This is a genomic window from Desulfocurvus sp., assembly GCF_023230885.1.
In the GTDB taxonomy this organism is placed as follows: Bacteria; Desulfobacterota; Desulfovibrionia; order Desulfovibrionales; family Desulfovibrionaceae; genus Desulfocurvus.
Genome location: NZ_JALNWM010000037.1, coordinates 1 through 19962 on the forward strand (window position 1 = coordinate 1; position 19962 = coordinate 19962).

A 19962-nucleotide genomic window follows, 5' to 3' on the forward strand; every position below is an offset into this window, starting at 1 on the left:
ACGTCGGTGTGCACCTGCTCCAGGGTCATGTGGTTCGCCAGGGGTCGGCTCATGCCCAGAAAGAACGACATGACGAACATGGGCACGGCGAAGGCCGCCGGTGTGCCCGCGCCGCCGAGCAGGATGCCCGCCGCGCCCGCCAGCATCCCCAGCAGCGCGAAACGCAGGATACGCCAGGATTCGATGCCCACGCACAGCCGCGAACAGGTCGCCGCCCCGGCCATGACGCCCAGGGCGTTGAAGCCGAAGGCCAGCCCGAAGGCGCGCTCGTCCAGCCCGAAATCGCGGATGTACAGGTCCGCCGAGCCGCCGATGAAGGCGAACAGGCCCGCCGAGGTCACCGAGAAGGCCAGGGTATAGGCCACATAGCGGCGGTTGGACAGCAGCACCGCGTAACGCCCCAGCACCGCCCCGAGCCCGCCCCGGGTCCGCTCGAACTCGGGCTCGCGCAGGCGCAGCCCGCCGTAGAGCGCCACCAGGGCGCAGGTGCCCTGGCACAGGAATATCCAGCGCCACGAGAGGACCTCAAGCATCCAGCCGCCCAGAAGCGGTGCCAGCATCGGGCACAGGGGCACGATGACCCCGATGAGGGCCAGGATGCGCTGGCGCTCCAGGCCCTCGTACAGGTCCTTGGTCAGCGCCAGGGACAAAAACGACGCCGCCGCCGCGCCCACGGCCTGGACCACGCGCGCCGCCACCAGCGCGGCGAGGGACCCCGCCGCCGCGCAGGCGTAGCTGCCCGCGACGTAGAGCAGCACCCCGCCCAGCAGCACCGGCCTGCGGCCCACACGGTCCGACAGCGGGCCGTGGACCAGCAGGAAGAAGCTGAAGCACACGAAGAAGGCCACCAGCGACAGGTTGGCCTGGACCGGGGAGACGGACCACAGCTCCTGCAACGCGGGCAGCGCGGGCAGGTACATGTCCGTGGACAGGGCCGGAAAGGCCGCCAGCAGGATGATCAGCGCCAGTCTGGGCATGGGGGGGTCCGTGACGGCGGGCGCCGCGCCCCGGCGAAACCGGCGGCGGGACGCCCGGAAAGGGCGGGCGGCAGGCCCCGCCCGGCTATTCGTCCCTGAGGTCCCGGGCCATCAGGTCGGCCACGGCGCGCCCCGGGTCCTTGTCCTCGTAAAGCACCTTGTACAGCTGTTCGGTGATGGGCATGGGCACGCCCGTCTCGCGGGCCAGCCGGTGCACGCTGCCGGTGGTCTTCACGCCCTCGGCCACCGTGCGCGTGGCCGCCAGGATGTCCGCCAGGCGCTGGCCCCGGCCCAGGGCCAGGCCGACCTGCCGGTTGCGCGACAGGTCGCCCGTGCAGGTCAGCACCAGGTCGCCCAGGCCGGCCAGGCCCTGGAACGTTTCGGGCCGCGCGCCCAGGGCCACGCCCAGTCGGGCCATTTCCGCCAGGCCCCGGGTGATGATCGCCGCGCGCGCGTTGTGGCCGAACTCCAGCCCGTCGGCGCAGCCCACGGCGATGGCGACGACGTTCTTCAGCGCCCCGCCAAGCTCCACCCCCAGGCAGTCCGCGTTGGTATACACGCGAAACCGCGCGGAGCTGAGCGCCCGGCGGACCTCGCACCCCAGGGCGGCGTCCCCGCAGCCCAGGGCCACCGCCGTGGGCACCCCGCGCACCACCTCGCGCGCGAACGACGGGCCCGAAAGCATGGCGTAGCGCGGCGCGAGGTCCGCCAGCTCCTCGGCCACCACCCGCGACATGGGCGCCAGGGTCTCCAGCTCGATGCCCTTGCTGGCGCAGACCACCACCGGCCGCGCGGGCAGGTGCGCCCGGAACTCGCGCAGCGACGCGCGCAGGAACTGGCTGGGCACCGCCCAGACCAGCAGCTCGGCATCCTCCACCGCCCAGGCCCGGTCGTCCGTGGCCGCAATGCGCGGGTCCAGTTCCAGCCCCGGCAGGTACACCGCGTTGCCGGCCCCCCGGCGCAACGAATCCAGGACCTCGGGCGAACGGACCCAAAGCCGCGTCCGGTGCCCGCATCCGGCACTCACATGAGCCAGCGCCGTGCCCCAGGCGCCCGCGCCGATCACCGCTATGCGCATGCAAACTCCTCGCGCCCCACGGCGCCCGCAAGCAATACCAAACCCCACGCCCCCCGCGCAACCTTGCATCCCGGCCCCGGGTCCGCTATCAGGGCTGGTGGGCGCCCCGGGGCGCCACGGGGCGGAAGGGCCGCCCCCCACCCGGGCGCCACGGGCAGGACCCGCCGTCCCCCCGCTCCGGGCCCGCCCCCGAGCGCCGCCCGGGCCGCGCCCCGCCGCGGGCCACTCCACCAGGAACACAGCCGAGGAACACGTCATGGCCATGCAATTCACCGACACCGAAAAGGCCATCCTGCGCCGCGTGCAGGGCGACCTGCCCGACAGCGCCACGCCCTTCGCCGACATCGCCCGCGACACCGGCGCCACCGAGGAGCAGGTCCTCGCGCTGGTGGAGCGGCTCAAGGACTGCGGCGCCATCCGCCGCTTCGGGGCCACCCTGCGCCACCAGAAGGCCGGCTACGCCCACAACGCCATGGTCGCCTGGCGCCTGCCCGAGGGCACCGACACCGAGGCCGTGGGCCGGATCATGGCCGCCCGCCCGGAAATCTCCCACTGCTACATCCGGCGGACCACCCCCGAGTGGACCTACCAGCTCTACACCATGATCCACGGCCAGAACCCCGGCGACCACGCCCGCGTGGTGGCCGAACTCAGCGCCGCCACGGGCCTTGAGGACTACGCCGTCCTCGAATCCGTCCGCGAACTGAAAAAAACCTCCATGAAATATTTCTAGCCGCCCGAAGCGGCGCCCGGCCGCCCGGAAAGGGCCCGGCCCGCCGCCGCCCGGCCGCCCCAACGCCGCAAGCACCACAGCCACAGGAGTTTCGACATGCGTTCCAAGGACTTGTTTGCCAAGGCCCAGCAACTCATCCCCGGCGGGGTCAACAGCCCGGTGCGCGCCTGCCGCAGCGTGGGCGCCGACCCGCTGTTCATCGAAAGCGCCGCGGGCGCCCGGCTGCGGACGGTGGACGGCGACGAACTGGTGGACATGGTCATGAGCTGGGGGCCGATGCTGCTCGGCTACGCGCACCCCGAGGTCGCCCGCGCGGCGGCCGACGCGGCGGCCCGGGGCGCCAGCTTCGGCGCGCCCTGCCCCCAGGAGGTCGACATGGCCCAGGCCGTGGTGGACGCGGTGCCCAGCGTGGAGATGGTGCGCATGGTCAGCTCGGGCACCGAGGCGACCATGAGCGCCCTGCGCCTGGCGCGCGGCTACACGGGCCGCGACCTGGTGGTCAAGTTCACCGGCTGCTACCACGGCCACGCCGACAGCTTCCTGGCGGCGGCGGGCTCGGGGGTGGCAACCCTGTCCATCCCCGGCACCCCGGGGGTGCCCCCGCAGGTGGTGGCGCACACCCTGCTTGCCCCGTACAACGACCTGGAGGCCGTGCGCGCCCTGTTCGGGCAGCACGGGGAGAACATCGCGGCGGTGATCGTCGAGCCCGTGGCGGGCAACATGGGGCTCGTGCTCCCGGCGCCGGGCTTCCTGGAGGGCCTGCGCCAGCTGACCAGCGAAAACGGCGCGCTGCTCATCTTCGACGAGGTCATCACGGGCTTCCGCCTGGCCCTGGGCGGCGCGCAGCAGCGCTTCGCCATCACGCCCGACCTGACGACCCTGGGCAAGATCATCGGCGGCGGCTACCCCGTCGGCGCCTACGGCGGGCGGCGCGAAATCATGGAGCATGTGGCGCCGTGCGGCGGCGTGTACCAGGCGGGCACCCTGTCGGGCAATCCGGTGGCCATGGCCGCGGGGCTGGCGACCCTGAACCTGCTGGCCCGGGCGGACTACGCGGCCCTGGAGGCGCGCACGGACGCGCTGGTGGCCGAGCTGTCGGCCATCATGACCGAGAAGGGCGTGCCGCACGCCATCAACCACATCGCGTCCCTCTTCACCCTGTTCTTCTCCCAGGGCCCGGTGACGGACTTCGCCTCGGCCAGCGCGGCCGACGCCGGGCGCTACGCGCGCTTCTACGCCCAGATGCGCCGGGGCGGCGTGAATCTCGCACCCTCGGCCTACGAATGCGCGTTCACGTCCTTCGCGCACACCGAGGAGGACTACGACCGCTACCTGAGCGCCGCCCGGGCGGCGCAACTGTAGGGCCGGGCAATGTTCGAGCCCGAAGGCGGCGCGGGACGCCCCGCGCCGCCCCCCGAGCGCCCGGCCACGGCGGTCTACGCCCTGACCCCCGCCGGGGCGCGCCTGGGCCGGGCCCTGGCCCGCGAGCTGGGGGCCGACCTGTTCGTCACCCGGCGCCTGGAGCCGGACCACCCCGGGGCCACGGCCTTCGACGCCCTGGTGCCCTTCGTGGGCACGGTGTTCGCGGCCTACCGCCGCCATGTGTTCGTGGCGGCGGCGGGCATCGTGGTCCGCGCCGTGGCCGCGCACCTGCGCGGCAAGGGCGGAGACCCGGCTGTGGTGGCCCTGGACCAGCGCGGCCGCTTCGCCGTGAGTCTCGTTTCCGGGCACCTGGGCGGCGCCAACGCCCTGGCCCGCGAGGTGGCGGCCATCACGGCGGGCACGGCGGTGGTGACCACGGCCACGGACACCGAGGACCTGCCCGCCCTGGACGTGCTGGCCGCCGAGCGCGGGCTGGCCATCGCCGACCTGGGGGCGGTCATGGCCGTGAACATCGCGCTGCTGGCGGGCGACCCCGTGCAGGTGCTCGACCCGGACGACCGCCTGGGCCTGCGCGGCGCGCCCGGCGCGCCGGAGCCCTGGCCCGGGCATTTCGTGCACTTGCCGGAGCCCGGGGCGTGGCGCCCGGGGCTGCCCGGGGTGCGCGTCACCGAGCGCGCGGTCGCCGCCGGGGGCGGCGAGCTGGTGCTGCACCCCCCGTGCCTGGCCGTGGGCCTGGGCTGTCGGCGGGGCGCCAGCGCGGACGAGATCGTCGCCGCCGTGGAGGGCACCCTGGCCGGGGCCGGGCTGTCGCCCCTGGCCCTGCTCGGGCTGGCCAGCATCGGCCTCAAGCGCGACGAGGCCGGGCTGCTGGAGGCCGCCGCGCGCCTGGGCAAGGCCATCCTGTTCTATGAAACGGGCGACCTCAAGGACATCGCCGTGCCGAACCCCTCGGCGCGGGTGCAACGCGAGACAGGAGTACCCGGCGTATGCGAGGCAGCGGCCATGAAGCTGGCGGGAACCAAGGATCTGCTGGTGCAAAAGACCAGGTGCGGCAACGTGACGGTGGCCGTCGCCCTGGCCGGGTGACCGTGGTCGGGCTGGGCCCCGGCGACGACACCCACCTCTCCCCCCGGGCCTGGGCGGCCCTGACCCGGGCCCACGCCGTGGTCGGCTACAAGACCTACATCGACCTCGTGCATCCGGCGCTGCTGGAGGGCAAGGAGGTGGTGGTCACGGGCATGCGCCAGGAGCTGGACCGCGTGCGCGCGGCCATCGACCTGGCCCGCCGGGGCCGCGAGGTGGCGGTGGTCTCGGGCGGCGACGCCGGAGTCTACGGCATGGCCGGGCTGGTCTTCGAGATGCTGGAGCGGGACGGGCTGCTGGACGAGGTGCGCGCCGAGGTGGTGCCGGGCATCCCGGCCCTGGCCGCGGCCGCGGCGGTGCTCGGCGCCCCGCTGACCCACGACTTCGCCGTGGTCAGCCTCTCGGACCTGCTGACCCCCTGGGAGCGCATCGAGGCCCGCCTGGACCACGCCGCCGCCGCGGATTTCGTCATCGTGCTCTACAACCCGCGCTCGCGCCGCCGCCACTGGCAGCTGCCCAGGGCCCTGGAAATCATCGCCCGCCACCGCGCGCCGGACACGCCCGTGGGCCTCGTGCGCCAGGCCTGCCGCCCCGGCCAGTCCGCCCTGGTCGCCCCCCTGAGCGGCTTCGACCCCGGCGCGGCGGACATGGTCTCCATCGTCATCGTGGGCAACTCGTGCACCCGGGCCCACGGCGGGCGTATGATCACCCCGCGCGGCTACATGGACAAATACGACCCCCCCGGGCCCGCCGCGCCCCCGGACGCGGACGCGGACGCCCCCCGGGCCGCGCCCCCGGGCGCCAGGGAGGCGTGAGCCGCTGCCGCCGGGCGCGCACAGGGCCCGGCCAGGCGAGGGCGGCCCGACCCTGGCCCGCATCTTGCTTTCAAAATCGCAAAGGCCCGGAAGCCGGAGGCACGGGGCGGCATGCGCGCCGCCACGTTCCCTTTTTCCGGCGGGGCTTGCCTTGACATGGCAAGCGACGTACACTAGGGCTCCCACTGTGTGAATACTTTGTCAATCACTTGAGGAGGTGAAACCGCGATGAAGAAGTTCGTTTCCATGGGTATCATGAGTGCAGCCGTCATGTGCTTCGCCGCGCTGCCCGCCGTGAACGCCGCCGACGCCCCCGCCGACGGCCTGAAGATGGCCAAGACGGAGAAGCCCGTGGTGTTCAACCACAGCACCCACACCAGCAGCGACTGCAAGGCGTGCCACCACACCTGGGACGGCGCCGGCGCCATCCAGTCCTGCGCCGCCGCCGGTTGCCACGACGTGATGGACAAGAAGGACAAGTCCGTCAACTCGTACTACCAGGCCATGCACAGCAAGAAGGCCGCGCATCCCACCTGCGTGTCCTGCCATGCCGACGTTGCCGGCAAGGACAAGGACCTGAAGAAGAAGCTGACGAGCTGCAAGGGTTCCGCCTGCCACGCCGAGTAGGCCTGGCATCGGAGGGGGGCCGCTCGGGCGGCCCCCCATTGCTGACACCGGACGCAACCCCGAGAGGTCCGCGATGGTACCGGGCGACGCCGACACGGAAGACATCCTCGAACTGACCGAGATCATCAGGAAGGGCGACCTCGCCGATGCGGGCGGGGCCGACGCGGATGACGACATCAGCTTCGAGCAGGAACTCGAGGAACTGTTCGCCGACGACAAGGGCGGCGGCTCTGCGGGTCACGATTCCGACGGCGACGACCTCGACCTGGGCGACCTGGAAAAGGAGCTCGACTCCCTGGGCTCCGACATCCCCGACGACACGCCGCAAGCCGCCCCGGGCAAGGGCGGCAGCGACGACCTCACCGACCTGGACGACCTGGACGGACTGGGCGACCTGGAGGCCGCCCTTGCGGGCCTGGACGACGACGAGACCACCCCGGACGACGGGCTGGACGACGACGACGACGGCGACGGCGACCTGGACCTGTCCAGCCTCGACGACCTGCTGAACGAGCTGGACGGCGGCGGCCCCGCGCCTGCCAAGGCGGCGCCCAGGGCCGAGGCGGCGCCCCAGGCGCCAGCCAGGCAAGACGCCCCCCAGGCCGCGCAGGACGAAGAGCCGGACGACGACCTGGGCGCCCTGGACGGATTGGACGGATTGGACGGGCTGGACGGGCTGGATGACCTGGATCAGGCCATCGCGGGCCTGGACGACCTGGACCTGGACGAGGCGCCCGCACAGGCGTCCGAACCGGAGCCCCAGCCAAAGCCCGAACCCGCGCCCGAAACCGAACCCCAGGCCGCCCCGGCGCCCGGACCCCGGAAGGCGCCCGAACCCGCCCCGCAGCCCGAGGCCCAACCCGCCCCGGCGGCCCCCGCTCCGGGCGGACGCCTCGTCGAGGGCCCACCCGCCGTGCTGCCCCAGGAGGCCCTGGAGGGACTGCTGGAACGCACCGACCGGCTGGAGGTTCTGGTGGGCCAGGAGCTGGGCGCGCGCATCGACGCGCGCATCGAGGAGCTGGAAACGCGGCTGGCCGTGACGCCCCGGCCCCCCGCCGGGCTGCCCGAGGGGCTTAAGGCCGAGCTGGCCGCCGAACTGCGCGGCGAGTTGGCAGCCGAGCTGGCAGCCGAGCTGCGGGCCGGGCTGGCCGAGGAGATCAGGACCGCCCTGCGCGCGGAGCTGGAAGGGGAGATCGAGCGCCAGGCCGCGGCGGCCGCAGCCCGCGTGATCCGCGAGGAAATCGCGGCCCTGCTGCAAGACGCGGGCGACTGATCCCGCCCCCCCGCGAAGCGAGTTTTCCCGGGCCCGCAGCGGTGCGTTGCGGGCCCTTTTTCCTGCCCCGGGCACACTCGACTCCCGCCTGGGGCCGTGCTACAAGGCCCGAAAAACGAGGGTGGGCTTCACGGTTCCTCCTCTTTTCCCGCCCGGACGCCCGACTCGGTGGTCTGGGCCGTTTCCCCCCGGGCGGGTTTTTGTTTTCCCCCGACGTTCGCGGAGGCCAGGATGGACAAGGACAGCAAGCAGGCCCTGCAGGTGGCCAAGGAGATCACGGTCAAATTCATCGAGACCGGACGCATCTCCCCCGGCAATTTCCCCGAGATTTTCTCGTCCATCTACAACGCGATCCTGCGCACCGTGGCCGACGCGGGCCAGGCCCCGGAAGCGGGGCGCGGCGACGACGCCTGAGGCCGCCATGCACAGCGCCGAAAACACCGCCCACGCCGGCCGCGTCCGCTCCATGTTCGGACGCATCGCGGGCCGCTACGACTTCCTGAACCATTTCCTGAGCCTGGGGCTGGACATCGTCTGGCGTCGGCGCATGGTGCGCACGGTGCGGCCCCTGACCACGGGCCGCTTCCTGGACCTGGCCGCGGGCACCCTGGACGTGGCCCTGGAACTGCGCCGCCAGCACCCGGGCTGCACCGTGCTGGCCCTGGATTTCGCCCTGCCCATGCTGCGCCGCGGCGCGGCCAAGCTCGGCGCCCACCGCCACGCCGTCCAGCCCGTGCAGGCCGACGCCCGGGCTCTGCCCCTGCCCGACGGCTGCGTGGACGCCGTGACCATCGCCTTCGGCATCCGCAACATCCTGCCCCGCCAGGACGCCCACGCCGAGGCACTGCGCGTGCTGGCCCCGGGCGGACGGCTGTGCATCCTGGAATTCGGCACCGCCAGCCGCCCCATCTGGAAGGGCCTGTACAACTTCTATCTCGACCGCCTGCTGCCCCTGGCGGGGCGCGTGGTCTCCGGCGACGCCGCGGCCTACCGCTACCTGGCCGACACCATCCGGGCCTTCCCCCCCGCCGAGGGGCTGGCCGACGAGTTGCGCGCGGCGGGCTTCGTCAACGTCGCCCACACGCCCCTTTCCGGCGGCATCGTCACCATCCACGTCGCCGAAAAACCGGCCCGCACGGGCGACGTCTTCGTGGTCGGCGGCAGGCCGCACGCCAGGGCCGGGGAGCCTCAGCCCGACGCCGCGCCAAAGACCTCCGCCGCGCCCGCCAGGACCGCCAGGCCCAAGGCCGGAGACACCCCGGCCCAGGCGCCCGCCCCGGGCCTGGCCGCCCGGCGCGCCGCCGCCAACCTCCAGGCCGGGCTGGACGCCCTGGGCAGCGCCACGGGCGGCCCGGAGCCCGCGCCCAGCGCCCCGGCCGCGCCCAAGGCCAAAGCCAAGGCCAAGGCCGACACCCAGGCCAAGCCCGCGCCCAAGGCCAAAGCCAAGCCCAAGGCCGACGCCAAGCCCAAGGCCAAGGCCAAGGCCAAGCCCGCGCCCAAGGCCGACGCCAAGGCCAAGCCCAAGGCCAAGCCCGCGCCCAAGGGCGACGCCAAGGGGCAGCCCAAGGCCAAAGCCAAGCCCGCCAAGGCACCCAAGGCTCCGGCAAAGGCAAAGGGGAAGGGAAAGTCCTAGCCTAGACGAGGCGCCGCGCGAGGTACACCAGCGCCAGCCCGAGGGCCACGGCGACGCCGCCCATGGCCCGCAGTTCGGCGGGGGTACGCTCGGAGAGCAGGCGCAACAGGGCGGGCATCCGGGACGCCCCGGCCACATAGACCAGCCCCTCGAACACGAAGGCCAACCCCACGGCGCAGACGAAAACAGGCCAATCGAATTGCATGGGCACGTCCTACCCCGGCCCGGGGAGCGTGTCCAGACCCCGGCGGCCCTCCGCCGGAACCCAGCAGGAGACGAGTCCAGCACATGACCACCTTCGACGAACTTTCCTCCGGCGCCAAGCCCGTGGCCGTGGTCGGCCTGGGCTATGTGGGCCTGCCCCTGGCCGTGGCCCTGTCGCGCCACTTCGCAGTCATCGGCTTCGACATCAGCGACGGCCGCGTGCGGGAGCTGCGCGCCGGGCACGACCGCACCGGCGAGGTGCCCCCGGGCGCCCTGGCCGGGGCGGCCATCGAATACAGCTGCGACCCGGCCAGCCTGCGCCGCGCCGGGCTGATCATCGTGGCCGTGCCCACGCCCATCGACGCCTATCGCAGCCCGGACCTCGGCCCCGTGCGCGGGGCCAGCGCCACCGTGGGCGCCAACCTCGCCCCCGGCGCGGTGGTGGTCTATGAGTCCACGGTCTACCCGGGGCTGACAGAGGAAGTCTGCGTGCCCATCCTTGAGGCGCGCTCGGGCCTCGCCTGCGGGCGCGACTTCTTCGTGGGCTACTCCCCCGAGCGCATCAACCCCGGCGACAAGGTCCACACCCTGGAGACCATCGTCAAGGTCGTGGCGGGCATGGACGACGCCACCGCCGACCTGCTCTGCCAGGTCTACGGCTCGGTGGTCGCGGCCGGGGTCCACCGCGTGACCAGCATCCGCGTGGCCGAGGCGGCCAAGGTCATCGAAAACACCCAGCGCGACCTGAACATCGCCCTGATGAACGAGCTGGCCCTGATCTTCGACCGCATGGGCATCGACACCCTGGAGGTCCTGGAGGCCGCCGGGACCAAGTGGAACTTCCTGCCCTTCCGGCCCGGGCTGGTGGGCGGGCACTGCATCGGCGTGGACCCCTACTACCTGACCTTCAAGGCCGAGGCCGTCGGCTTCCATCCCCAGGTCATCCTGGCCGGACGCGGCACCAACGACGGCATGGCCCGCTTCGTGGCCGAGACCGCCGTCAAGCGCATCATCGCCCGCGAGCGGCTGGTCAAGGGCGCGCGGGTGGGCATCCTGGGGCTGACCTTCAAGGAGAACGTGCCCGACCTGCGCAACACCAAGGTGGTGGACGTGGTCCGCGCCCTGGAGGAGTACGGGGTGGCCTGCCTGGTCAACGACCCTCTGGCCGACCCCGCCGAGGCCCGCCACGAATACGGCCTCAAGCTCGCGGCCCTGGACGACTTCACCGGGCTGGACGCCCTGATCCTGGCCGTGCCCCACCTGGCCTACCAGGCCCTGGACGCCCCGGCCCTGGCCGCCATGTTCGACGCCGGGCAGGCCCCGCTGGTGCTCGACCTCAAGGGCTTTTTCGACCGCCAGGCCCTGCTGCGGGCGGGCTGCGACCTCTGGCGGCTGTAGGAAACGCCGTGGACCGCACCCGAGGAGACGACGCCCCGACCCCCGTGAACTGCTGGCGGGACTGCTGAAGCGGGCTGCGCGAGGTTTCCATGCTCCTCGCGCAGCTGCCCTCCGGCGGAGGGCTCACGGCGGAAACCACGGGCGAGGGCGTGTTCAAGGTGGACGCCATCGCCCGCCACCGGGGCGCGCGCATCGCCTCCCGGCGCGTGCTGCCCTCGGGCCGCGTCCTGCTTACCCTGCGCAAGGACTGAAATGCTCGTTCTGGCCCTGGCCACCGCCAAGGAACTCCGCGCCGCCCTGCCCGGGGCGCCCCCCGGGCTGAACCCGGGCGACACCGTCCCCGTGGCCCTGCCCGGGCGCCAGGCCCTGGCCCTGGTGGCCGGGGTCGGCCCCGTGGGCGCTGCGCTGCGCCTGGGCCGCCTGCTGGGCGCCCTGGGCCCCGGCGCCGTGGCCGGGGTGCTCAACGTCGGGGTCGCGGGCAGCTTCGACACCGCCGCCCTGCCTCTGGGCGCCGTGGCCGTGGCCGTGCGGGAAACCTGGCCCGAATACGGCCTGCGTACCCGGGGCGGGGTGGACGCCGCCGCCCTGGGCTTCCCCGTGGGCCACGCCCACAGCGGGCCCGTGGGTCCGAGCCTGACCCTGGAGCCCGACGCCGCCGCCCGGGCCCTGGGCCTGGAGCCGCCCGCCGCCTGGCCCCGGGTTCCGGCGCTCACCGTGGCCGCCGCCAGCGCCGACGCCGCCACGGCGGACGCCCTGCGCGCGGCCCACGGCGCGCTGCTGGAGAACATGGAGGGCTACGCCCTGGCCCTGGCCTGCCTGGAGGCCGGGCTGCCCTTCCTGGAAGTCCGGGCCGTCTCCAACGCCGTGGGCTCGCGCCGCGCCGAGGACTGGGCCCTGCCCGCGGCCCTGGCCGCCCTGCCGAAAATCCTGGCCGCCCTGGGCCTTGGCCCCGAGGGCCCGCCATGATCCATGCACCGGACGCCGCGCGCCCCCTGTCCGTGGCCGTTTCGCCCTGCCCCAACGACACGTTCATCTTCGCCGCCTGGGTGCTCGGCCTCGCGCCGGGGCCGCAGGCCCGCTTCCACTGGGCCGACGTGCAGCGGCTGAACCAGGACGCCGCCGCCGGACGCTTCGACGTGGTCAAGCTCTCGGCCGCCGCCGCCCTGGCCCTGGAGGAGCGCTACGCCATCCTGCCCTGCGGCGGGGCCTTCGGCACCGCGACCGGGCCCAAGCTCGTGGCCCGGCCGGACAGCCCCCAGGCCCCGGCCACCGTGGCAGTGCCCGGGCTGGACACGACGGCCTTCGCCGTGCTGCGGGCGGCCTTGGGGCCCGGCTTCACCCCGCTGCCCATGCGCTTCGACCGCATCGCCGCCGCCGTGGCCCGGGGCCGGGCCGACGCCGGGCTGCTGATCCACGAAACCGCCCTGGTGCCCGAGCGCCACGGGCTGACCCTGCGCCTGGACCTGGGCGCATGGTGGGCCGGGCACACCCAGGGCGCGCCCCTGCCCCTGGGCGTCATCGCCGTGCGCCGCGGCCTGCCCCCGGCCGCGCGCCAGGGCGCGGCCGAGGCCATCCGCGCCAGCCTGGCCCTGGCGCGCGCCCGGCGCGAGGCCGTCTGGCCCCTGGTGCGCGCCCTGGCCCGCGAGCTGGACGACCCCACCCTGGAGGCGCACATCGCCGCCTATGTGGACGACCGGAGCCTGGACATGGGCCCCACGGGCCGCGCGGCCCTCGAAACCCTGCGCGCCCTGGTCCGTCCCGGCCCAGCGCGGCCATGAGCCCGGGCCGCCTGGAAACGCTTGCCATCCACGTCAAACCTATGGATAATGAGCATCCCATGAACTCCATCGCCCGCTATCTCCAAGACGAGCTGCCGCGCATCAACGCCTTCCTCGACGCCCAGGCCGCGGGGCTCGACCCCGTGGTGCGTCCCGCCGCGCAGCATGTGCTCGGCGCCGGGGGCAAACGCCTGCGGCCCCTGCTGGCCCTGGTCACCGCCCGGGCCCTGGGCTGCACGGCCGACCCCTATCCCATGGCCTGCTCCCTGGAGCTTCTGCACTCGGCGACCCTGCTGCACGACGACATCCTCGACGCGGCCGTCATGCGCCGGGGCCGCGCGGCGGCCCATGTGGAGTTCGGGCGCACCGAAACCATCCTGGCCGGAGACGCGCTGCTGGCCCTGGCCAACAAGCTCGTGGCCGACTACGGCATCCCGCGCATGAACGCGGTGCTCTCCGAGGCCATCCTGCGCACGGTCACCGGCGAGATCATGGAAATCGCCAGCGTGCGCGACACGGCCATGAGCCAGGAACGCTACTACGAGATCATCACCGGCAAGACGGCCTACCTGTTCCAGGGCGCCTGCGAGTGCGGGGCCATCCTGTCCGGGCGCGGCGAGGCCGCGGAACGCGCCGCCCACGACTACGGCCTGAACCTGGGCATCGCCTTCCAGTTGGTGGACGACGCCCTGGACTATGTGAGCCCGTCGGAAGTCATGGGCAAGCCCTCGGGCGGCGACCTGCGCGAGGGCAAGATGACCCTGCCGCTGATCCTGCACCTGCGCTCCCTGGCCCCGCAGGCCCGCCAGGAGCTGGAGGCCCGCATCGCGAAGGACGAGCTGGACGCCGGGGCCGCCCGGGGCGTCGCCGACGCGGTGGCGGCCTCGGGCTGCGCCGAGGCCACGCGCGAGGCCGCGCGCGTCTATGCGGCCCGGGCCGCCCAGGCCCTGGACGCCTTCCCCGGCGGCCAGGAGCGCGACCTGATGGCCGACATTTTGGAACTGGTGCTGTCCAGGAACAAATAACCCTCCCGGGAGCGGTCATGAGCAGCGGAACGGAACGCCTTCTCGCCTCGGTGCGCCAGGGGCTCGAACAGGTCTTCCCCCCGGTCACGGCCCAGCTCATGCGCGAGCTGGTCAAGCCCAACCCCGACTTCGAAGACATCGCCCGGGTCATCGGCCTGGACCCGGTGCTCTCCGCCGCCGCCCTGACCCTGGTCAACTCGCCCTTCTACGCCCTGACCCAGAAGGTCACCACCCTGGAACGGGCGGCCGTGGTCCTTGGCACCAAGGAGATCCTCAAGATCGCCCTGTCGGTGTCCTTCGCGGGCAGGGGCCTGGCGGGCGACGGCAGCGAGGCCAACTTCGCCAGCTGGCGGCTGGTGGTCTGGGCGGCCATCGCCGCCGAGCTGCTGGCCGAGCGCCTGTGCCCCGCCGAGGCCGACCTGGCCTACCTCTGCGCCCTGCTCAAGGATCTCTCGCTGCTGCTGGTGGCGCGCACCGCGCCCGACATGCTGCCCTACGGCAAGGACGGCGAGGTGCTGACCTGCCTGCGCCCCGGGCAGATGGAGGCCGAGACCCGCGCCTGGGGCCTGACCCACCCCCAGCTGACCCTGCGCGCCCTGGACGAATGGGGCGTGCCCGACCTGGGCGACGGCTGCATCGCCCACCACCACGACACCGAGGCCGTGGACAGCCTGCCGCCCCTGGCCCAGGCCCTGGCCCTGGCCACCCAGTGGTCCGAGCTGGCCACCGGCTGCGACCGCGACCCCATCCTGCTGGTCCAGTTCGAGATGCTGCTGCGCGAGCGCCTGGGCGCCTCCACCACCGAGGTGGAGGAGATGCGCGCGGTGTGCATCCAGAAATACCGCTCCATGCTTTCCATCCTGGGCCTGGAGGAGGCCGCCCCGGCGGCGCGGCTCTACGAGCACTCCGTCCAGGCCATGCAGAACTACCACTTCCAGACCATGGAGGTCACCGTGGCCTCCGGAGGCACGCCCTCGGTGGCGCGCATCGTGGGCCGCCACCTGCGCTGGAACTTCGGCATCACCGACTGGGACCTGACCCTGCGCTCCCCGCGCGACGACGGCTGGGACCTGTTCCTGTCCCGGGAGGGCACCCTGGAGGAGGGCGGCCACGCCCTGCGCGACGACCTCCTGCCCTGGCGGTTCACCAAGCGCCGCCTGCTGCTGCTCGCCTCGGGCGAGAAATGGGGCGAGCTGCGCCTCAAGGCCGGCCCGGCGGCCCAGGACAAGCTCCCCGACCAGGACATCGGCCTGTTCCTGCGTTTCCTGTCGCGGGCCTACGAGCAGTATTGCCTGCGCCACGCCGTGCTGGAGGCCAAGGCCGACACCCTGGACGCCCTGCCCGTGGGCGTGGGCCGCCTGGACGAGGACGGGCGCATCCTGGAGCTGAACCCCGCCCTGTACGCCTTCCTGGAGCGCCCCGAAAACCCCCAGGGCCGCGACATCCTGGACTGCATGTCCCTGCTGGACGTGCCCAGCGTGGACACGGAATGGCGCCTGTTCCTGGGCAACCCCGACCGGCCGACCTTCTCCAAGATCTACTGCTACGACCCGCCCCGGCCCGGCGAGCCCCCGCGCTGCCTCTACTTCTCGGCGCACAAGGAGCCCCGCGCCGGGCGGACCTCGGTGCTCTTCCTGGCCGAGGACATCACCGAGGTCTCGGCCCTGGAGGCCCAGGCCCTCAAGCAGGGCGAGTTCATGGAGCAGCTCGTGGAGTCCATGCAGGACATGGTCATGACCGTGAACGCCGTGGGCGACATCACCTTCGCCACCCCGCGCTACTCCGACCGCCTGGCCGGGCGCAACCTGTTCGCCGTGGCCAAGCCCGTGGGCTCCTTCACCGAGACCTGGGGCCCGGCCCTGCTGGACGACGAGGCGCCCTCGGTGGAGGTCATCCTCCAGCTGCGCGACGGCACCTTCAAGTCCCTGGAGCTGATGATCTCGCGCCTGCGCGGGGCCAAGGCGGGCAGCCCGGCCTTCCTGGTGGTCGGGCGCGACCTGACCTCCGTGCGCCGCCTGGAGGAGCGTCTCAAGCGCCAGGCCCTGTTCGACAGCCTGACCGAGCTGTTCAACCGCTTCCAGTTCCACGCCTTCCTGGAACGCGAGGCGAGGCGCGCCGCGCGCACCGGCAGGCCCATGGGCATGGTCTTCTTCGACCTCGACGGCTTCAAGGACATCAACGACACCCGCGGCCACCAGGCGGGCGACGAGGTGCTGCGGGGCGTGGCGGCCATCGTGCGCGACACGGTGCGCAAGGGTACCGACCTGCCCTGCCGCTACGGCGGCGACGAGTTCGCCATCATCGCCACCGACTCGACCCCCGAGGGGATGCGCGTCCTGGCCCGGCGCCTGCGCGACGCCGTTGTGGCGCGCTTCGGCCCGGAGCTCGGGGTGAGCATCGGGCTGGCCTCCCTGCTGGAGGGCGAAGCTCCCGACGACCTGGTGCGCCGCGCCGACCGGGCCTGCTACCAGGCCAAGGCCAAGGGCGGCAACGCCATCGTCGAAGCCGGGGAGCCCTGAGCCGGGAGGACGGGGACGGGCCGACGCGATCCGCAGGCCGTGCCCCGGGAAACGGGGGGCGGCCCGGCGCGGGGCCCTGCCGGGCGCGGGCCCCTTCACGGGTTTTGCTTTTTTCGAGGACTCGCGTACAGTCCCCCCGGCGCCACGGCGCCGTTTGCCGTTTCACGGTCCGCCCGCCCGGGCGCGCCCACTTCGCCGCTACAGGAGTCGCCGCAATGCTTTGCCGCATCGAACTGGCCCCGCGTCCCCACGTCACCGACAGCGTCGGCCTGCGCACCGCGCGCGGCCTGCGCGCCGCCCTGGGGCTGCCCGTCGCGCAGTGCCGGATCATCAAGGTCTTCACCGTCCAGGGCGTGGACGAGGCCGGGATCGCCAGGATCCTGGAGGCCGGAGCCCTGCATGACCCCGTTCTGCACACCGCCTCGCGCGAGCCCCTGGCCAGCGGGTTCGACTGGGCCGTGGAGGTCGGGCTGCGCCCCGGCGTCACCGACAACGAGGGCCGCACCGCCCGCGAGGCCGTGGCCCTGGTCCTTGGCCTGGACAAGGCCGCGGCGGCCGACATCGCCGTATACACCTCCACCCAGTACCTGCTTTCGGGCGAGCTGGACGAGGACGACGTGCGGCGCATCGCCAGCGGCTACCTGGCCAACGAGCTGATCCAGCGCTACGAATACAAGAGCGCCGCGCAGTGGGCCCAGGCCCCGGGCTTCGAGCCCCGGGCCGCCCGCGTCACCGGCGAGGCGCACGACGAGGTCAACACCGTGGACCTCGAAGCCCTGGACGACGAGGGCCTCACGGCCTTCTCGCGCGAGAACACCCTGGCCCTCTCCCTCGAAGAGATGCGCACCATCCGCGACCACTACCGCGACCCCGCCGTGGCGGCCGCCCGCGCGGCCCAGGGCCTGCCCGCCATGCCCACCGACGCCGAGCTCGAAGCCCTGGCCCAGACCTGGTCCGAGCACTGCAAGCACAAAATATTCAACGCGAAAATAGAATACGAGAACCGCGAGACCGGCGCCCGCGCCACCGTGGACAGCCTGTTCAAGACCTACATAGCCGGCAGCACCGCCGCCATCCGCGCCGCGCGCGGCCAGGACGACCTGTGCCTGTCCGTGTTCAAGGACAATGCGGGCGTCATCCGTTTCGACGACGACCACGCCGTGTGCATCAAGGTCGAGACGCACAACAGCCCTTCGGCCCTGGACCCCTACGGCGGGGCCCTGACGGGCATCGTCGGCGTGAACCGCGACCCCATGGGCACCGGCATGGGCGCCAACCTTGTGTGCAACACCGACGTGTTCTGCTTCGCCTCGCCCTTCTGGACGCACGAGCTGCCCCCGCGCCTGCTGCATCCGCGCCGCGTGCTCGAAGGCGTGCGCGAGGGCGTGGAGCACGGCGGCAACAAGTCGGGCATCCCCACGGTCAACGGCTCCATCGTCTTCCACGACCAGTACCTGGGCAAGCCCCTGGTCTTTTGCGGCACGGTGGGGCTCATGCCCGCCACCGTGGCCGGGCGGCCGAGCCACGAGAAGGCCGTCAACCCCGGCGACGCCATCGTCATGACCGGCGGGCGCATCGGCAAGGACGGCATCCACGGCGCGACCTTCTCCTCCGAGGAGCTTCACGAGGGCTCCCCGGCCACGGCGGTGCAGATCGGCGATCCCATCACCCAGCGCAAGATGTACGACTTCCTGATGCGCGCGCGCGACATGGGCCTGTACAACGCCATAACCGACAACGGCGCGGGGGGGCTGTCCTCCTCCGTGGGCGAGATGGCCGGCATGAGCGGGGGCTGCCGCATGGACGTTTCGCGCGCGCCGCTCAAGTACGACGGCCTGCGCCCGTGGGAGATCCTGCTTTCCGAGGCCCAGGAGCGCATGACCCTGGCCGTGCCCCAGGACAAGCTGGCCCGGTTCCTGGCCCTGGCCGAGGAAATGGACGTGGAGGCCACCCACCTGGGCGAGTTCACCGACTCGGGCTACTTCCACGTCACCTACGGCGAGCGCCCGGTGGCCTATCTGCCCATGGACTTCCTGCACGACGGGGTGCCGCAGATGCGGCTTTGCGCCGTGTGGGAGCGCCCGGTGGAGGACGAGCCCTACATGCCCCTGTTCATCGCCGACCACGGCAAGCTGCTGCGCACCATGCTCGGCCGGCTGAACATCTGCTCCAAGGAGTATGTGGTCCGCCAGTACGACCACGAGGTCCAGGGCGGCAGCGCGGTGAAGCCGCTGACCGGCGCCCTGGCCGACGGCCCCTCCGACGCCGGGGCCCTGCGCCCCGTGCTCGGCTCCGACCAGGGCATCGTGCTCTCCCACGGCATCTGCCCCAAGTTCTCGCGCCTGGACACCTACTGGATGATGGCCTCGGCCATCGACGAGGCCATCCGCAACGCCGTGGCCACCGGGGCGGACCCCGACCGCATGGCCGGTTGCGACAACTTCTGCTGGTGCGACCCCGTGCAGAGCGAGAAGACCCCCGACGGGCATTACAAGCTGGCCCAGCTCGTGCGCGCCAACCAGGCCCTGGCCCACTTCTGCCAGGCCTTCGGGGTGCCCTGCATCTCCGGCAAGGACTCCATGAAGAACGACTACACCGGCGGCGGGAAGAAAATATCCATCCCGCCCACGGTGCTTTATTCCGTGCTGGGCATCGTGGGCGACGTGAACCGCTGCGTGACTTCGGACTTCAAGGCCGGGGGCGACCGGGTCTACCTGCTGGGCATCACGCGGCCGGAGCTGGGCGGCTCCGAGCTGTCGGAGCTCTACAAGGCGCCGTTCTCCGACGTGCCCCAGGTGGACGCCGTGGCCGCGCGCACCCGCTACCGCACCCTGCACCAGGCCATGACGCGCGGCCTGGTCAGCGCCGCCCACGACCTGTCCGACGGCGGGCTGGGCGTGGCCGTGGCCGAGATGTGCATCGGCGGGCGCATCGGCGCGAGCATCGACCTGGCCCTGGTGCCCGCCTGTCCGGACGACATGCAGGACACGGACCTGCTCTACTCCGAATCCAACTCGCGGCTTCTGGTCAGCGTGCGCCCCGAGAACGCGGCGGCCTTCGAGGCGCTGTTTGCCGGGCAGCACTGCGCCTGCGTCGGCAGCGTGGGCGGCGACAGCCTGACCATCACCCAGAATGGCCGCCAGGTGCTCTCCCAGCCCGTGGAGGCCCTCGCCGCCGCCTGGAAGGCCCCCTTCGGCACCGACGGCCCCGGCGCCCAATAGGCCCCGGACGGCGGCGCCCCGCAAGCGCCGGACGGGGGGTCCTTTTCCGCCCAGGAAAAGGCCCCCCGCCCAGCGCCAGCGGCCCCCGGCCACGCCTCCCCCGAACACCCCGCCCGGCGCCATTGCCGGCGCGCCGACGCCCGCTCCCAGCGCCGACGCCCGCTCCCAGCGCCAGCGCCCACTCCCGACGCCCACCCCCACTCCCGACGCCGACG

General features: G+C 72.9%; 18 protein-coding genes. 15 read left to right on the plus strand and 3 right to left on the minus strand.

The window, feature by feature from the left end; all coding sequences use genetic code 11:
- A partial coding sequence (locus M0P34_RS04190) for a Bcr/CflA family efflux MFS transporter (protein ID WP_291496684.1) occupies positions 1 to 977 on the minus strand: 977 nt, incomplete at its 3' end.
- A gap of 85 nt (positions 978 to 1062) precedes the next feature.
- Entirely contained in the window at positions 1063 to 2055 is a 993-nt protein-coding gene (locus M0P34_RS04195) for an NAD(P)H-dependent glycerol-3-phosphate dehydrogenase (protein WP_291496686.1), read from the minus strand.
- 256 nt (positions 2056 to 2311) lie between these two features.
- Between M0P34_RS04195 and M0P34_RS04200 the strand changes: the two genes are divergently transcribed.
- From M0P34_RS04200 to M0P34_RS04235, 8 genes are all read left to right on the plus strand, one after another.
- Positions 2312 to 2788 carry an Lrp/AsnC family transcriptional regulator gene (locus tag M0P34_RS04200; protein ID WP_291496688.1) on the plus strand — a complete coding sequence of 159 codons (477 nt, stop codon included), beginning with the start codon at positions 2312 to 2314 and terminating at the stop codon, positions 2786 to 2788.
- Positions 2789 to 2884: 96 nt separating this feature from the next.
- Positions 2885 to 4150, plus strand: a complete 1266-nt coding sequence (gene hemL, locus M0P34_RS04205) for a glutamate-1-semialdehyde 2,1-aminomutase (RefSeq protein ID WP_291496690.1) — start codon at positions 2885 to 2887, stop codon at positions 4148 to 4150.
- Between the two features lie 9 nt (positions 4151 to 4159).
- Complete coding sequence (locus M0P34_RS04210) at positions 4160 to 5257, plus strand: cobalamin biosynthesis protein (protein WP_291496692.1); 1098 nt, start codon at positions 4160 to 4162, stop codon at positions 5255 to 5257.
- A complete protein-coding gene (cobJ, locus tag M0P34_RS04215; protein ID WP_366061984.1) occupies positions 5254 to 6069 on the plus strand; it encodes a precorrin-3B C(17)-methyltransferase in 816 nt (271 codons plus the stop codon). Before M0P34_RS04210 ends, cobJ begins: the two co-directional genes overlap by 4 nt.
- 228 nt (positions 6070 to 6297) lie before the next feature.
- On the plus strand, positions 6298 to 6696 hold the full coding sequence (locus tag M0P34_RS04220) for a cytochrome c3 family protein (protein WP_291496696.1): 399 nt from the start codon (positions 6298 to 6300) through the stop codon (positions 6694 to 6696).
- 73 nt (positions 6697 to 6769) lie between these two features.
- Positions 6770 to 7969 (plus strand): hypothetical protein, encoded by a 1200-nt coding sequence (locus tag M0P34_RS04225; RefSeq protein ID WP_291496698.1) that lies wholly within the window; start codon positions 6770 to 6772, stop codon positions 7967 to 7969.
- 231 nt (positions 7970 to 8200) lie between these two features.
- Positions 8201 to 8383 carry a hypothetical protein gene (locus M0P34_RS04230; RefSeq protein WP_291496700.1) on the plus strand — a complete coding sequence of 61 codons (183 nt, stop codon included), beginning with the start codon at positions 8201 to 8203 and terminating at the stop codon, positions 8381 to 8383.
- 7 nt (positions 8384 to 8390) lie between these two features.
- Entirely contained in the window at positions 8391 to 9602 is a 1212-nt protein-coding gene (locus M0P34_RS04235) for a ubiquinone/menaquinone biosynthesis methyltransferase (protein ID WP_291496702.1), read from the plus strand.
- A 1-nt stretch (position 9603) separates the two neighbouring features.
- Here M0P34_RS04235 and M0P34_RS04240 read toward each other — a convergent pair whose 3' ends face one another.
- Positions 9604 to 9807: a DUF2065 family protein gene (locus tag M0P34_RS04240; protein WP_291496704.1), complete on the minus strand. Its 204-nt coding sequence runs from the start codon at positions 9805 to 9807 to the stop codon at positions 9604 to 9606.
- A gap of 83 nt (positions 9808 to 9890) precedes the next feature.
- Here M0P34_RS04240 and M0P34_RS04245 point away from each other — a divergent pair, with 83 nt between their 5' ends.
- The 7 genes from M0P34_RS04245 (at position 9891) to M0P34_RS04275 (ending at position 19747) form a co-directional block, all read left to right on the plus strand.
- Complete coding sequence (locus M0P34_RS04245) at positions 9891 to 11204, plus strand: nucleotide sugar dehydrogenase (RefSeq protein WP_291496706.1); 1314 nt, start codon at positions 9891 to 9893, stop codon at positions 11202 to 11204.
- An 89-nt stretch (positions 11205 to 11293) separates the two neighbouring features.
- Positions 11294 to 11455, plus strand: coding sequence for a hypothetical protein (locus tag M0P34_RS04250; protein ID WP_291496708.1), 162 nt, complete (start codon positions 11294 to 11296; stop codon positions 11453 to 11455).
- 1 nt (position 11456) lies between these two features.
- Positions 11457 to 12170, plus strand: coding sequence for a futalosine hydrolase (mqnB, locus tag M0P34_RS04255; protein WP_291496710.1), 714 nt, complete (start codon positions 11457 to 11459; stop codon positions 12168 to 12170).
- Positions 12167 to 12982 carry a 1,4-dihydroxy-6-naphthoate synthase gene (locus M0P34_RS04260; RefSeq protein ID WP_291496712.1) on the plus strand — a complete coding sequence of 272 codons (816 nt, stop codon included), beginning with the start codon at positions 12167 to 12169 and terminating at the stop codon, positions 12980 to 12982. The genes mqnB and M0P34_RS04260 overlap by 4 nt, the downstream gene beginning before the upstream one ends.
- A gap of 59 nt (positions 12983 to 13041) precedes the next feature.
- The gene (locus M0P34_RS04265; protein WP_291496714.1) at positions 13042 to 14007 is read left to right on the plus strand and encodes a polyprenyl synthetase family protein; all 966 of its coding nucleotides are present in this window, start codon (positions 13042 to 13044) and stop codon (positions 14005 to 14007) included.
- A 17-nt stretch (positions 14008 to 14024) separates the two neighbouring features.
- On the plus strand, positions 14025 to 16526 hold the full coding sequence (locus M0P34_RS04270) for a diguanylate cyclase (protein ID WP_291496716.1): 2502 nt from the start codon (positions 14025 to 14027) through the stop codon (positions 16524 to 16526).
- 215 nt (positions 16527 to 16741) lie between these two features.
- Positions 16742 to 19747 carry an AIR synthase-related protein gene (locus M0P34_RS04275; RefSeq protein ID WP_291496718.1) on the plus strand — a complete coding sequence of 1002 codons (3006 nt, stop codon included), beginning with the start codon at positions 16742 to 16744 and terminating at the stop codon, positions 19745 to 19747.
- Positions 19748 to 19962: the final 215 nt, after the last annotated feature.